Annotated in this window: 18 protein-coding genes; 8 read left to right on the top strand and 10 right to left on the bottom strand. The window is 25.0% G+C overall.

Annotation, left to right across the window (positions count from 1 at the left end; translation table 11 throughout):
• Window positions 1-428: 428 nt before the first annotated feature.
• The 9 genes from RH95_RS08625 to RH95_RS09260 form a co-directional block, all read right to left on the bottom strand.
• Window positions 429-1322 (bottom strand): hypothetical protein, encoded by an 894-nt coding sequence (locus RH95_RS08625; protein ID WP_158309979.1) that lies wholly within the window; start codon window positions 1320-1322, stop codon window positions 429-431.
• Between the two features lie 130 nt (window positions 1323-1452).
• Window positions 1453-2322, bottom strand: a complete 870-nt coding sequence (locus RH95_RS08620; protein ID WP_010248235.1) for an ATP-binding cassette domain-containing protein — start codon at window positions 2320-2322, stop codon at window positions 1453-1455.
• 2 nt (window positions 2323-2324) lie between these two features.
• The gene (locus RH95_RS08615) at window positions 2325-3299 is read right to left on the bottom strand and encodes a radical SAM/SPASM domain-containing protein (RefSeq protein WP_235777727.1); all 975 of its coding nucleotides are present in this window, start codon (window positions 3297-3299) and stop codon (window positions 2325-2327) included.
• Window positions 3300-3315: 16 nt separating this feature from the next.
• Window positions 3316-4509, bottom strand: a complete 1194-nt coding sequence (locus tag RH95_RS08610) for a radical SAM/SPASM domain-containing protein (protein ID WP_010248229.1) — start codon at window positions 4507-4509, stop codon at window positions 3316-3318.
• A 17-nt stretch (window positions 4510-4526) separates the two neighbouring features.
• Window positions 4527-5411, bottom strand: a complete 885-nt coding sequence (locus RH95_RS08605; RefSeq protein ID WP_010248227.1) for a S8/S53 family peptidase — start codon at window positions 5409-5411, stop codon at window positions 4527-4529.
• A 46-nt stretch (window positions 5412-5457) separates the two neighbouring features.
• Complete coding sequence (locus RH95_RS08600; protein ID WP_010248221.1) at window positions 5458-5658, bottom strand: hypothetical protein; 201 nt, start codon at window positions 5656-5658, stop codon at window positions 5458-5460.
• Window positions 5659-5970: 312 nt separating this feature from the next.
• The gene (locus RH95_RS08595; RefSeq protein ID WP_010248218.1) at window positions 5971-6420 is read right to left on the bottom strand and encodes a PH domain-containing protein; all 450 of its coding nucleotides are present in this window, start codon (window positions 6418-6420) and stop codon (window positions 5971-5973) included.
• Between the two features lie 103 nt (window positions 6421-6523).
• A complete protein-coding gene (locus RH95_RS09400) occupies window positions 6524-6757 on the bottom strand; it encodes a C40 family peptidase (protein WP_268869486.1) in 234 nt (77 codons plus the stop codon).
• A 9-nt stretch (window positions 6758-6766) separates the two neighbouring features.
• The gene (locus tag RH95_RS09260) at window positions 6767-7288 is read right to left on the bottom strand and encodes an NlpC/P60 family protein (protein ID WP_010248215.1); all 522 of its coding nucleotides are present in this window, start codon (window positions 7286-7288) and stop codon (window positions 6767-6769) included.
• Between the two features lie 124 nt (window positions 7289-7412).
• Between RH95_RS09260 and RH95_RS08585 the strand changes: the two genes are divergently transcribed.
• Entirely contained in the window at window positions 7413-8180 is a 768-nt protein-coding gene (locus tag RH95_RS08585) for a hypothetical protein (protein WP_010248213.1), read from the top strand.
• A 181-nt stretch (window positions 8181-8361) separates the two neighbouring features.
• A complete protein-coding gene (locus RH95_RS08580; RefSeq protein WP_010248210.1) occupies window positions 8362-10596 on the top strand; it encodes a GA module-containing protein in 2235 nt (744 codons plus the stop codon).
• On the opposite strand, the gene RH95_RS09535 is transcribed toward RH95_RS08580, so the two are convergent.
• Window positions 10538-10849 carry a hypothetical protein gene (locus RH95_RS09535; RefSeq protein ID WP_158309978.1) on the bottom strand — a complete coding sequence of 104 codons (312 nt, stop codon included), beginning with the start codon at window positions 10847-10849 and terminating at the stop codon, window positions 10538-10540. The genes RH95_RS08580 and RH95_RS09535 overlap by 59 nt on opposite strands.
• A 249-nt stretch (window positions 10850-11098) precedes the next feature.
• Between RH95_RS09535 and RH95_RS09625 the strand changes: the two genes are divergently transcribed.
• From RH95_RS09625 to RH95_RS08555, 6 genes are read left to right on the top strand one after another with little or no spacing between them, the layout of a single operon-like run.
• Window positions 11099-11275: a hypothetical protein gene (locus RH95_RS09625; RefSeq protein WP_158309977.1), complete on the top strand. Its 177-nt coding sequence runs from the start codon at window positions 11099-11101 to the stop codon at window positions 11273-11275.
• 10 nt (window positions 11276-11285) lie between these two features.
• Window positions 11286-12242, top strand: coding sequence for a hypothetical protein (locus RH95_RS08575; protein ID WP_010248207.1), 957 nt, complete (start codon window positions 11286-11288; stop codon window positions 12240-12242).
• A 57-nt stretch (window positions 12243-12299) separates the two neighbouring features.
• Entirely contained in the window at window positions 12300-12785 is a 486-nt protein-coding gene (locus RH95_RS08570; RefSeq protein ID WP_010248204.1) for a hypothetical protein, read from the top strand.
• Entirely contained in the window at window positions 12782-13243 is a 462-nt protein-coding gene (locus RH95_RS08565; RefSeq protein WP_010248201.1) for a hypothetical protein, read from the top strand. Before RH95_RS08570 ends, RH95_RS08565 begins: the two co-directional genes overlap by 4 nt.
• Entirely contained in the window at window positions 13230-13739 is a 510-nt protein-coding gene (locus RH95_RS08560) for a hypothetical protein (protein ID WP_010248198.1), read from the top strand. Before RH95_RS08565 ends, RH95_RS08560 begins: the two co-directional genes overlap by 14 nt.
• Complete coding sequence (locus tag RH95_RS08555) at window positions 13740-15218, top strand: relaxase/mobilization nuclease domain-containing protein (protein ID WP_010248195.1); 1479 nt, start codon at window positions 13740-13742, stop codon at window positions 15216-15218.
• The last annotated feature ends 216 nt before the right edge of the window (window positions 15219-15434 follow it).

Genomic DNA, 15434 nt, shown 5'->3' with positions numbered 1-15434 from the left:
ATTCCAGAGATAAATATATAAAATGTGGTTATCTCTGAATAATTGTTTTCCCCAATGGAGATTTGTCCTATATAAAATCTATAGTTAAATATTATTCGTAAAATCAAATAGTTATATATAATATTTAAAACAAACAAAACAGAGAGAACAAGAGTTTTATAGAGATAAATCTTATAGTTCGAATAAGGTGTTGATTTTTCTAGATCATCTATACCTACGGTTTTAGAGTTTATTAAACTACTAAAAAGTATAAAAATATAAAATGTTGGTAATATTGATTCAAAAAAATCTTATGTATGAAAAACTGTTATTTACTTCAAAAATAAATAACAGTATAGGTGAAAGTGATATTAGAAATATTTTTCTTAAACTGATTTCTTGTTTTAAAATAAAATTAATTAACATATCGATCTCTTGTGTATCCTTTCTTAAAAAAATTCAATTATTCCGATAGTCAACAAAATAGTTAATATAAATATAACTAATCTATTCAAGAATAACAAATCGCAAAATTGTTTATCTATTAGTGTAAACATATCTCTTCTTATATAGGGTAATAAAATTTTTAGTTTACTTTTCTCGAGTGTAGGAGTAATGAATGAAAAACAAACAGTATAGTATAATGGAGCTGTTATATATATTTTTTTACTTACTTCATTTAAGAAATATGCAAGACTTATAAAGAATATGATTGAAATCCATATTATCATAAATAATACAATTAAATAATCTGAAAAAACACTAACATAGTCAAACTTTATTTTATTATGAATAATTAATGAAAAGGTAATATATTCTAAGCTTGCTAAGAATAATATTGTAGATTGGATTTTAAGTAAGTTACATAAAGAATACTTTGTAGGATTATATGGTGAAGTCATAATAAATACTTCGCTATTTTTATTTCTGTAGATATAAAAAAAGTATCCAACCAATATATATATAAATAGAGACCAAAGAATAATAATTTTATCAGCTAATTCATATGCAAAATCAAAAGAAAGATTTTGATTTTTATCAATTTCAGACAATCTATTTTGTACATCTTGTAAGTTCATTCCAGAAAAGTAAGAAATATTAAATCTAATTTTTTCAAATTTTTCTATTGTTCCATTTTCTATGGATATTTTATAAAGTTGATCCCATTTTTGCTCATAATCGCTATATTTTGTTTTATTTATAAAGTTTTCTTTTATATATTGTATTTCATTACTTTTTAATGTTATATCATTTTGTATCAATTCTTGGAAGCAATTATTTAAAATTGTCATTTTTTCTTTATCTGACAATGTTTCAAATCTTGGAAATACTTTATTTAACAATTTATAATGTTCTAAGTTATTTATATCGCTTGATGTTTTTATGGGAAAACTTTTTATATATCCAATGCTATTGTTCGTTAAGAATACACTTATTAATGTAAATATTAAAAGTGTAATTGGTAATATTTTTTTAATTTTTAATGAATGAGTTTTTATTTTGCACATATAAGTATCCACTTTCTAAAGTTTTATTTTTTTCAATAGCATCTAAAGTTTTATCACTTACTAATGTAATTTCCATGAAATCATCAATGTATTTAATATTTATAATTTCACCAAGCATTTTAACTTTTTCGAATTCATCATTTTTTATTTTAAGAATATACACACTTGGAGAATTTTCTATAAAATTATTTGTTTTCCCAGCATATTTAACATTTCCGTTTAACAGTATAATCACATCGCTACATAAGTTTTCTATATCTTCAACAATATGAGTAGATATTAGAATTAGTCGTCCTTTAGAATATTTTTTTATACTGTTTCTCATTTCTATTCTTTCTTTAGGATCTACTCCAGCAGTAGGTTCATCTAATAAGAGTATTTTTGGTTGATTTAGTACAGAAATTGCAAAGCCTAATCTTCTTTTCAAACCACCTGATAAGTTTGTGGCTAAAGAATTTTTATAGTCCAACATGTTTACTTCAGTTAAAACCTCTTCTATTCTTTGAGAGATAATACTTTTGTCCATAAGTTTTAAAATAGCAAAATACTCTAATACTTCATAAACGCTAAACTTAGGGAAAAAATCAAAGTTTTGAGGCATATAACTTAGTATAGAGCGAATCTTGCTGTAATTTTTAGCCGTCAAATTTAGTCCGTTTATATTTATGCTTCCGTTTTTAAGTGGCAAAATGGTCGATAATATTTTGAAAAAAGTCGTTTTACCTGAACCATTTGTGCCAAGCAAACCAACTATTCCATCATTAATTATTAGATCAGGAATATTGAGTTGGAATTTATTTTTATAATTAAATTTTAAATTTTTTATTTCTATCAAATTTATTCTCCTTGAGAAATTGCATTCATATGTATACAATGAGCTAGATTTGGTTTAAAATAATCTCCCATAGTTACGTAATTTATAAGTTTACATCTTGGCGATAGACATTCTTCATAAAGAAGACATCCCTCACATTCTTTGAGTGGGATATTATTTATTTTATTTAAATTATTTATTTTATTTAAATCAATGCCATTGTATATATCACCTATCTTTAAATTTTCATCTATAGCAGATGAACAAGGGTAAATATCTCCTTTTGAATCAATACAAAATGAACTACATCCTGCATCACATTTATTTAAATTTTGAATTTCGCCATTAACTCCTCTAAATTTTATTTTTGCAATATCATTAGTATTAAAAAATAGTTTTATTTTATTTATCTCTTTGCTTAATTTACTTATATCATTATGATCATAATTTATATCTGTAAAATCTAAAACAGGAACTATAATATTAAACCCGAGATTTATAAGATACCTAATATTATTAAATAAATATTCAGTAGTTTCTTTAGTAATAGTCATTCTAATTCTTAATTTATCCATTTTGTTATTTAAAAGCAAAGCATTATTTAATAATATTTTGTAATCTTCTACTGAACAGCCTACTCTATTTTTTAAGTGTGTATTCATATCTCCGTCTAAGCTAATTGTTAAGGTGTTATAGAAATGATTTATTAGTTTATTTATCAGTGTATTGTTTAACAATAATCCGTTTGTAGTTAACATAAATTGAGTGTCTTTAAAGGATACTTTAATCTTTTTAATAAAATAATCTATTACTTCATAATTCAATAAAGGTTCTCCTCCAATAAAATTAAATGTGAGTTTATCATCACTTTTATATGTTTTAATTAAAAAATTAATTATATGATCTGTACCCTCTATACTCAAAAAATTTTTTCTATCTTTAGACAATTGCCTCACATAACAGTATTTACATTTTAAATTACATTCATTGGTAATCATTATAGATATTGTATATTCATTCAAGATTTTTCATTTCCTCCGTTATTCTTAAATATTTACTTTTACATTGATTATTTCTTCGAAAATTCCCGTGAATTTGCTCATAGCCATAAGCCATTCCTGGGCAACTCCAACAAGTTCTTCTATATTTACAGTCTGAACATTCACTTCTTTCCCAACTTATGTATTCTGAAAATTCTTTATACCAATTATTTTTTTTATTTCTTTCCATTTTATCAAAAATATTATTATCTTCTAATATGTTTCCAATTCTAAATCTTTTATCCATAAACAAATTACAGGGATAAACGTAGCCTTTAGAGTCGACCGTAACTGAATTTAAACATGCTTTACATTCATAGTGTGCGTCAAAAACTGAAAAACCTCCAGAAAGAATTCCATACATTTCAACATCTTCACTAAAATTATCTTTAGCTCTACCAACTAAACTTAAATATCTGCATACTGGTTTATAACCCGATTTTTTACAGTATTCAATAAACTTTGAATATAAATAATCATTATTTTTGTCAAACACCATTGACAAAGAAATATTTTTAAAATTTATTTCCTTTAATAAGGCTAAAGCATTTATAACTTTCTTATATGTCCCTTTTCCACGTATACTATCAGTTTCTTTTTCGGTCATTCCATCAATACTAATATCTATACTATCAAAAGCTTTAATAATATTAATATTTTCTTTACTAATCAGAGTACCATTTGTCGCCAAATTTAATTTTCCTGAATATCTATCTCTTAAAACATCAACAACTTGCGTAAAATTATTCAAGATCATAGGTTCTCCACCAGATAATATTAGGCCTCCTGGTTTTAGCTTGTCTAATATTGCATTCAGAATATTTATATCTGCTTCTATAATTTTACTTCCTTTAGGAATAGCATCATGCGAACAATGTTTACAAAATAAATTGCAGTAATCTGTAATAATCCAAGTAACATTTAATTCTGTATCCTTTTCAATAAAAGATTCTTCCTCATAAAATTCCATTTCTGATAAGTATTCAGAAAGTTTTATCCAAAAATCCCGACTATCATCTAAATTGTTATCTAATAAATCCTCTATTGACAAGTAATTAAGTAATATTTTGTATACTTCAGGGTGAATTAATATCCCTCGTCCTTTTATATGATTATAAATATATAAACTTTCTTCATTTATTTCGAATATATCTATATTTTTATTCATTTATAACCTCCTATAAATTATTTATTTTCAAAATACAAATATGTAACAAAATCATTCCATGTTAAAAGATGATGTAACTGTAAATAATATTTTTTACCAACATTATAATTATAATTTTTAATTTCTTCTAAAAATAATTTTCCTTTATTTAGATCATTCAAAATTAAGTAAGGATTATCAATATTTGTAAACTTCATAGTTTTTAGTTTCATCTTAATTGCATTAATTTTTTTATAATCTTTTACACGTGTGTTAAATTTGTTAAATTCGGCAATTTTATATAAAATATCTGGAAATAGAATTTCTTTTTTGTATATGAATTTTATTATAAAAAAATATGCTGTAGCTATTCCACATAGTAGACTGTTTCCGCCTATTACTTTTATTTGATTTTGGAACATAAAATATATAGAATCAACAGTAGCATTAACTATAAGATTTTTTTTAATATTTTCTATATTATAATCAGTATAAGCTAAGCTATTTAAGCAACCATATACTTCTTTAAAGTTAGCTGGATAAGAGTTGTATGTTCCATTCTCAAAAGCAGTTATAATATAAATTTTTTCTTTGGCGATTTTTGTTATATATTGTTTTAATTTTACTATTTCAATGCTATTATAATTAGAAATTGATAGTGCCATACATATACAACTTGGTTTTAACTCTAGACAATAATCTAGTGCTTTAAACATACCATCTAAAGTTCCTCTCTTAAATTTATCTAAAATTTTTAAGGAAACGATTTCTAAATTTACATTATTTATGCTTAATATTTTTAAAATAATATCTGCTAATATACTACCATGTCCATTTTCATCTAATATACCATAGCCAATATCAACAGCTTTCACTTGTTTTAATTGAGTGATATTAATCCCTGAGTCTATTAAAGCGATCACATACAACCCCTTCTTATCTATGTAAAAATAATGCTAATCTATTTATTTAAAATAATTCTGTTATATGAGCGGGTCTTACGGGTTTTCTTGGACATTCATAGCCATAACAAACCACAGCTGGAATGGCAATATATTTTCCGTTAGCTATATCAATTTCTGTTCCTGAGCAATCATCTTTGCATCCTTGACCAGTAACAATTATCTTTTTCATATTGCTGCTTAAACTAGAGACTTTTTGATTTTTCATAAATTTCCTCCACGTATAATATTTTTTTTGAAAATGCTTGCATTATTTGTATAGACTATATTATCCAACCTTCATTATGATATCATAAAATAATTTCATAAGCAATGCATTCTTATCTATAAATTTATAAAACTTAACTCACTAAATGTTATTAAAAATGATATAATCAAAATTCAAAAATGATTATTTTATGTAATAAAAACTTTCAATCATATTATAATAGATGTAATGTTTAAAATATTTTTTTGGACGAACTAAATATGAATGAATACAATTTAGAAGACTTTAAAAGGTTAGCAACTATTTAATAGTTTATAAATCCAAGAGTTCACTTTTTTTCTGTAAAAACTCCTCTTCAGTTATTATGTTAAAGTCTAGTAATTCCTTGTATTTTTTTATTTCATAAAATTTGTCATTCACACAATAAAGATCCATAGCTTCTGATGAAAAATCATCAATATAATCATCAATAGCTGTTTGAATAGCTTCAACCATCTTTTTTACAGTTTTTTTCTTTATTCCACCAATAGTAAATCCATTTCCACCATGTTCAATATTTATAATTCCCCAAAATAGACCTAAACTATAAGAAACACCATTAATTTTTTCAAGCCTAAATTCTTTTGTCCTTGTACCAAATAAAATACCTCTATCTAAAAACAATAACCTTTTATTAGTACAAGTAATAAGCCAACTATTTCCTTGTAACCTACCACTTGTTATATAAAGAATTTCTTCATTGTCTTTTAAAAGATTAGGCAAGTATTTGACCTCTTTTCTAGCTCCAATATTAAAAAAAGAACCTGTTTCTTTTATAATTTTAGAATGTCTTTGAAATCATTATATTTTTTCATAAAAAATTATCCTAATAATCGAGTATATTTTTTGCCAATCTAAAGTTAGTCATATTATAACTTCTTAAATCAACATAGCAAACACCATTGTTTGGTGAAGCGTGAACCATGGTGTAGTTTCCAGCATAAATACCCACATGAGAAACACCATTTTTTCCAAAAAATAAAAGATCTCCTGCCTGTGCTTCATTTAATGGTATTGTTTTACCTATATTAGCTTGATTATATGAAGTTCTTGGTAAGATATAACCTATTCATTTATAAGCGTAAGTGCTTAAACCAGAGCAGTCAAAAGAACCCCATGGACAAGAGGATCCCCAGACGTAAGGTAGGCCAATTTGTGAAAAAGCTCTTTGTAAAATTACTTTTCTTAAATTATTGTTTGGATTAATATAATTATCTTCATTATTATTTATGCTTTTAATTGAGCTATAAAGATTTGTGTTTTCATCTATTACAGAAATTGTATCAGAATTTTCTACAAAAATTTCATCTCTAGGGGTTATGTTGATTTCATCAGTAAAAAAATCTTTTGCCTCTATACTGTCAGATTTTTCAACATCATATTCTTCATTTGCACTATAGTCATATTCTTCATTTATAGAAAAATTATTTTTTTCTTCATTATACAACATATTAACATGTTCATTATTATCTGTATAAGCATCTGTTTTATTATACGCATATACAGAATTAAAAGAAACAATTAAAGTTAGAGCGAGCATAGCAGTTGAAGAATGTTTTTTATAATTTTCTTTAAAACTATTGTTTATCATTTATTCCAATTCACCTCTCATAAAGACAATATACCTATATTTTCTATATTTTTTATTTAAAATTGAAAAATAATAAAAAAATTTTGCTTTTTAGGTATATTAAATTAAGAAAGGAGGTAATGTTATGAAAAAAATTAAAAAAGTCACATTGTTTTTATTAATTTTAAGTTTATTTTCTCCCTTAAATATTTTTGCCGCTAAGAAGAATTTTAATAACTCTTCAGGGAAAGAATATAAAGATGAAATTAATAAATGGAAAATTGAAAGGTTTGGTTACAAAATAACTAGAGAACCTAGTGAAGAAAAAAACGGCTTAGTCAATACCTATATTGATGCGAATTATTATGTTAATAGTAATTCAACTGTAACAGGGATTAAATTTGACGGAGAATACAAAAATGGATCATCTGCTACTTTTAAAGATGTACCTTTAAGAGAAAATACTTATAGAAGTGCATTAGGGACAATATATTATAAGGAAAGAGTTGAAAGAGTTAGATTTTCTCCATGGGGTGGATATTATACTTATACTACATGGCAAAATAAATCTACTTCCTTTAATGTTCTTTTACCAAAATCTTTTTCAAAATCAAAAATGTTTTGGGATAAGGAAAGATATAACGAAGATAAAAGAGCTGATATTTTAGCTGAACTACAAAATTTTACAGGTCAATTAAGCAGTGTAAAAGCCTATACAGAAAATTTATTTGGTGTTTTTAAAGGAAATAAAGATGAAGATCTTTCTTCAAAAGGCGATTATGTAAGATTTAAAGAAGTAGAAATAGAATATGATAAAAAAATTGATGGAAAGGCAACATTTGTTGCTTCAGGATATGCTCCTTATATTGTAAAACACGAAAATCCAAAGGCTATAAAAGTGTTAGCTGGTTAAATCAAACATTTATCAAAGTTCAAGGGATGCTAATGATGATATATTCCATCATATTACAACAACTTTAGAATCTGGTAAAAACTATGATAAAAAAGATTTACCACTTTATTCAATTCAGCCAAAACAATATTTAGAAGGTGCAGGAATTGAAAGAAAAGAATATGAAAAGATTTATGATCCATTGGAAAAAGAAGAACAGTATAAAAAAATTGATGAGTGGAAATTAAAAAAGACTTTTGGCCATGGGGTAGATTCACAAGCTTCTAATTCAATAAAATTAAATTACGATGCTCAAGAAGCTTATTGGATTTTTAATAGATTGCCAATGCCAGAAAAAGATACAATTTTTTATATAAGACAAAAAAATGATAAAGGCGAATACGCTCGTAGACAAGAAGAAAAAACAATGAAAGTTTATGAAAAGAAAAATATGAAAATTGAAGCTAGATATGAAAAAGAAAAGGGAATAATCAACAGATTTAATGTTTATTTTTCTAATGTTCCGCCTAACTCAAAAATAAGCTATAATTACAACTCATCTCAAAGTGCAAAATATGAAGTTTTAGCTGATAAAGTTGGAAAAATCAGGATTCCATTTTATTTAGATAATGATCCTAAGAGTGTTACATTTAGTTTTAAAAACCAATATTACAATGATTATTCTATAACTATTGACTATCCAGGTGGTCTTTCTAAAGAGAGAAGAGACGCTATAAGAAAAGTAAGTAATTCAGATAGAGCTTTGTCATATAATGAAAAGAACAAATATTATGAACAAATTGACAATAGCAAAACAGCATCAGAAATTAATTCTATTAATAATACTATAGATAGTAGAAAAGAAGCTTTTAGAAAATCCTCTGAAAGTGAAATTTTAAAAAACAGAAAAGAAGATTTAATAAGTTTTATTGAAGAATCAAGATTTTTGAGTAATGAGAAAAAAGCTGATTTTAAAGAAAAGGTTGAAGAAACTTCAACTGTTACTGAATTATATTCATTGGAAGATAGTATTACTAAATATATTTTTGATTTAACTAAAGGAAAAGTTAGAGAAGAAATTTTAAAGCTTTTTGATTACCTTTCAAAGGATATAGATATAAACTCTATTAGTAGAATGTATACAACAAAGAGCCTAGAAAAACACTTAGACAATGTAACAAAAGCTTCAAAACAAGCTCTATTCCAATTTAAAACAGAAAAAATGGAGTTGAATAAAAAAATTTATGATTCTGAATTTTCAGAACTCGAAAAGAACAAGCTATATTCAACTTTAAATAATATAGAAACACAAGAAGAATTAAATAAATTTAAAGAAGAATTGGAAAAACAAATTGAGCTTCTAAATAAAGATGTAAAGTTATATAAAGAACAAGCAAAAAAACTAATCGATGAAAATAAAATATTATCTAAGGAAGATAAAGAATATTATTATAAAAGACTTGAAAGAGCTAAAACAAATGTAGAAGTCAAAAATATAATTGATGAAATAAGCAATGGAGGAGCAGAAGCTTTATCAGTTTTAAAAGATAAAAAAGCTGAAGCTAAAAAAGAATTAGATAAGCTTGAACTAAGAAAAAATTCTAAAGAATATTATATAAGATTAATTGATTCCGCTGTTTCTTTAAATGAAGTTGATGAAGTATTAAAGCTTGCAAAATCAAACCTTGATGGCTCTAAAATTTTATTAGAAGAAAAGGAAATAGCAAGAAATAAGTTAAAAGAAATTAATAATTTAACAGAAAAAGATAATGAAAAATTTACAGACGACATCTATTATGCAATGGAAGTTAGAGAATTAGATGACATTTTAAAATTAGCTAACATTAAAACTACAGAAAACCTTGAAAAGTCAAAAACATTGGCAAAAATGAAAATTTATAAATTAACTAATTTGTCTAAAGAATATTCTGAAAAACTCATGAAAGATATAGATTCTGCAAAGCTTATAGAAGATGTAAATAAGATTTTAAAGGAATCTGAAGAACTTGATGTTAAGAAAAAACTTGAAAAAGATAAAGAAGAATTAGTTGAAAAACTAAAGGATCTTAAATATTTAACTAATGAAAAACTAACTTCATATTCTAAAGATATTAAAGAAGCAGAAACTTATGAATTGGCAAAAACAATTTATAATAAGGCTGTAGAGGGAAATACAAAGGCAGAAGAATTAGAAAAAGAAAAAGAAACTTATGCAAATAAATTAAAGGAAAAGAAAGAAGAAGCTTTAAAAATTATAAAAGGTAAAAATTTATCTGAATATAAACTTAATTATTTTACAAAACTAATTGAAAAGGCAAGTACACTTGAACAAGTTGAAACTATTTTAAGTAATAAAATGCTAAAGGAAGATAATAATTCTAATGAAGGAATAATAACACAACAGAACCAGAAAAACCTGGTACAGACGAAAATATAACTGAACCTTCAAATCCTATAGAAGAAAAAGATTTTTCTAAAGACATTTTAGAAAATTTAACTAGAGATACTTTTATAAACAAGGTAAAAGAAATAACTGAAAATAGTATTGTTGGTTTAGATAAGTCTAATGAAGACAAAGAAGAATTAAAAAATTCTTTAATTAAAATAGAAGCAATTTCTGATTTAGATTCTTTTATTGTAGATAATAACATAGATGTATTACCTACAATTAAAACAATAGCATTTAACACATTAGATGATATGATAAAGAAAAATCCAGATGACAAAAAAAGCAAATTAACATATTCTTTTTCTAAAACTAAGATTTACAAATCAAATTCATTACAAGAAATGTTAGATATTTTAGAAAAACTTTCTTAATTAAAATAATTCTTCTATTTTAGATAATAGAGGAATTTTTATTCCAAAATAAATTTTCTTCGATTTAAGGTATCTAATATTTAAGGTATATTTAGAAAATTTTTATAAGGAGAGATATTATGAGTGAAAAAAGCATTGTTATTGACGGAATAACTTTTTATTATGATGATTTAGAAATTACAGATGAAGTTATGGAGAATATACATGATTTTATAGATGATTTAGAGGGTAGCCCTGATGAAGAATATGATGGTTTTTATATGTATGAAGATGGAGATAATCTAGTTATTTATTGAGGTGATTATTTTGAATAAAAAGATAATGTTAATTTCATCTTTTTTAATTTCTTTGAGCCTTCTTACAAGTGGATGCAAAAATGATAAAAAAAATAGTGCAGAGGAACAAAGTAAAATTGTGATAGATAACAGAGATGATAAAAACTCTAAAGAGCCAGAAAAATTAAAAGTTTCAGAAACTGATCCTAATAAACCTTTTTTAGGTGTTTATGAAAAATATTATGCAAGTAATAATATAGAAGATTTAGCTTTAGATAAGGATGTACTAAAATTATATAACGATGGAAAATACCTACAAGGAGCTTTATCTGATTATAAAACATATTCAGAAGAAGAAATTTTTAATCAATTAAAAAAGAAAAAAGAACAAGTATATAAAGAATTTTTAGGATTACAAGGTGGAGATTCAATTCAAGGATTTATTCCTAAATCATATTTTTATTTTGAAAATGTTGATTTTGATAAATTAGAAAAACTTATACCAGTGGTTGACAATAAAGTTAAAGAAATGGAAGAAGTTGATCAAAATAACTTTTATAAAAAGGATGAAATTGCTGTTAGTTTCTCATACCCACCAAATAATGCAGAATTAGAAAAAGTTTTAAAAATTTTAAATTCAAAAGATTATACTGTAGATTCACATAATATTAATTTCAAAATAAAAATTAATCCTGAAAAAGAAGGTCAAAAGATAGATGAATTAATTGAAAAAATACAAAAGATTGATAATATACAGGGAATTTCAAAAGTATGGGCTAATGATTTTGACAAATATAATGAACTATCAATTTATGAAAAATACGATAAGATTTTATTGGATTTAAAGGATTCAAAAGAAATTAATCCTGAAGAAGAAGTAGTTTTTAGAGAAATTTTATATTCTTTAAAAGAAGAAAGTTTCTTGAATGATGGGGAGGAAGAATATATAAGAGGCTTAGATTATTTATCAGAAATGGAAGATGAATAGTAAAGAGGTTAGCTGTTTTTATAGCTAACCTTATCTGTATTAAAAGGAAGTGAAATTATGGAAGTTAAAGAGAAAAGGAGAGATAATACTAGGTTATACCTAGACTTTAAGTATTCATATAATGATTTTAATAATTTAATAGGGGGTTCTGTATATGGACTTGTTAATTTAGATGAATTTTTTAACGAAAGTGGCTTTATAAAATTAAGGTTTTTTGACACAGAAACTTTTAAGCAAAAAGAAGCTGTACTTGAAGATATTGGAGATCATTTCTTTCTAATTTATATGGATAATTCTATTTTTGTTGGGAGAGAAGTTTTAGAGTTCAATTTTGTAATGTGTTTTATTAAAGATACAGACGTTTATATGAACGCACTTAAATCAAGATCATATAAAGAGCTAGTATATAGCAATACTTTTTCTAGGCTTATAAAAGTATTATCTAATAAAGACTTACCTATGTATAAAACTATAAGAAATAAATTTAATTTTTCTATTGCTAATTGTAAAAGTAAAAGACCTATAGGATATGTTATGCCATGACAAAAAGTATTCAATTAAATTTTACAGATGAACAATATGACTTTTTTTACAGATTTGCTAAACAAAATAATCTTTCGATGTCCGATGTTCTGAAAAAAATAATTTTGGATGGTTTTGTTATTTCGATAGGGGAAGAAGAATATTTAGAATTAGATAAAAAAATTAACGAAATTAACAAAATAATTAAAGAATATGGTATCTATGTTGTAGAAAGTTATTCAGAAAAAGACAGAGATACACAAATGAAAGAAATCTTAGATGTTTTAAAAGAAATTAAAAATATTAGAGAAGAGCTTTATATTTATTTTGAAAAAAGCCAAAAAGAAATATCAGATATTGAAACATCTTTGTTAAATGAATATTCGTTAAGAGAAAACATTGAACTTTTAAGAAGTAGAATAAAAGAAATATCAGATAAATATTTAAATAGGTTAGGTGACGAACTTGAAAATATATGACAATAAAGTCAAGCCAGATTTTGAAAAATTAGACTTGGATTTAGATAAATATTCTGGAAATATAGATCCAGACGGACAAATGCAAAAGCAAGATGAATTTGACTATGAAATGGGAGTGAAAAATGCAAATCTTTTAAAGACCTTTTTCTTATCTAAAAAAGATAAAAATAGAATTAAAATTTTTATTTCAATAATAATAGCTTTAATTATAATGTATTTCCCAGTAAAAGATCTCTTCAATGAAGTAAAAATAAAGGAAATTACAAATATTGAAGAAAAGGAAAGTATTCCAACAATAAAAGATATAGCCAAGGTTAATTCTTTTAGCAATGAAAATGGGGAAGTATATGCTATAGCTGAATCAAAAAAAGACATTTATAGAATACCACTAGATAAAGATATGCAGAAGAAAATAAATGTAGGCGATACTTTATACTTAAATATAAAAGAAACCTTAATTCCAACAATAAATATAGAAAAAGTGGTGAAAGAATAATTGGCATTTATAAGTGTTAAAAAATCATCTAATATAAGAGCATCTATTAATTATATTCTTAAAGATGAACAAACAGGCCATGGACTATTAATAAATGAAAATAATTGTAATCAATTTAATTTTGAAAAACTTATTTATTTAGATGAAGAAAATTTTAGAAAAAAAGAAAGAAATATTAATTCTATATATAAAAATAATGAGGAAAGTTATTTAGACAGTTTAAGGTCTGGTCGTGGTATACAGGTTTTACAAAATAATTCTGGTATTTATGCTTACACAGGTTACATAAGTTTTTCCTCTGAAGATGATATATCTTTGTCTGATGCTAGAGATATAACTAGTGAAGCTTTAAAGAAAACATTGGGCGAAGATGCAAGATTTATTGTTGCATCTCACACACAAGGAAGAAATATACACGCTCACTTTGTTTGTGAAAGTGGCAGAGGTGTAGGTCTTCAGCCTAGGGAGTTTCTTTTTAAAAATGCCTTGAAAGAAAATGTAAATCAGGTTTGCAAAGATAAGGGTTTATCTTCCATTTATGAGAGCATGTTGTATAATAGAAACAGACCAAAAATGACTGCTGTAGAAAGAATGGAAAGAAAGAAGCGAAACCCTAAAGAGAAGTTCTATACTTTAAACGATAGGGTTAGCAACTCTTTAAAACGCAATATTTTTTCTTGCCAATTCAGAACTACAGATGAAGTCAAAAAATCTTTAGAGAAGGAAGGATATAAGGTAGAAGACGATAAAATTTATCCTCCTTATAGAACAAATCCTGTTCTTCTTTCAAATACTAGGTTTAAATCTTGGAAAAGGATAAAAAAGATTTTAGACGAACTTAACAGAATCAACGAGAAAAAATTGAGGGAAGTTTTTAACATGCACGCTATAGATAATAATCTTATAAATAAAAATAAAAACTATTTTGAAGAGGCAATACAAAAAATATCAGCTAAAGATATGTACCTACATAGGGATAACGTAGAGTTAGAAAATGTTTATACTTTAGAAGATGAAGTGGAATTCGTAAAAGATGCTTTTGAAAAAGAATTAGAATTTAGATTGGCATTGGATGACGATGTAGATCCAGAATTAGAAATGGAAAAGCAAGTTAAAGATATAAACGATAGAATCGAAAAAGGAAGAGAAGTTGTAGATACTATTAGTCGTATAGCTGAAGAATCTAAAAAAATGTCTAAGTTGTTTACTAAATACAGAATGGATAAAGATCTTAGTAAAGAAGAAAAAAGTGCCTTTGTAAAGGAATTAAGAGAAAGCATGGAAAAAGAAAGAGCTAACAAGTCTTTTGAAAGAGAATATGAAATAGAAAAATCTAATGATTTTGAAAAAGAAGAGGCTATTAATAAAGATTATGAAGATGAAGCAGATTTTTATTTGGAACAATTAGAAAATTTTGGAAATAAATATTCTGAAGATATTTCTAGAGAAAATAACCAAGATTTTGGAAGAGAACTCTAAAACTTATAAAAAACCTTTGATTTTTTATATAAAATTAACAAAAACATGCCTAAATCTTAAATAAGCTCCTAAACATCACTTTAAACAAGGTTTGCTTTTTAAGCAATAGAATTGGTCTATGCACACATTAAAAAGCCCGCAGAGAGCGTTATAGAGAATGTTTTTTCTTAAAACTTAATAAAAATACAAAAAAATATTCCAGAAAGCACAGTACGT

The sequence above is a fragment of the Peptoniphilus rhinitidis 1-13 genome, assembly GCF_000246925.1.
GTDB classification, from domain to species: Bacteria; Bacillota; Clostridia; order Tissierellales; family Peptoniphilaceae; genus Peptoniphilus_A; species Peptoniphilus_A lacydonensis.
The sequence above is the reverse complement of the archived record's forward strand: the minus strand, read 5'-3'. Positions and strand labels throughout refer to the sequence as shown.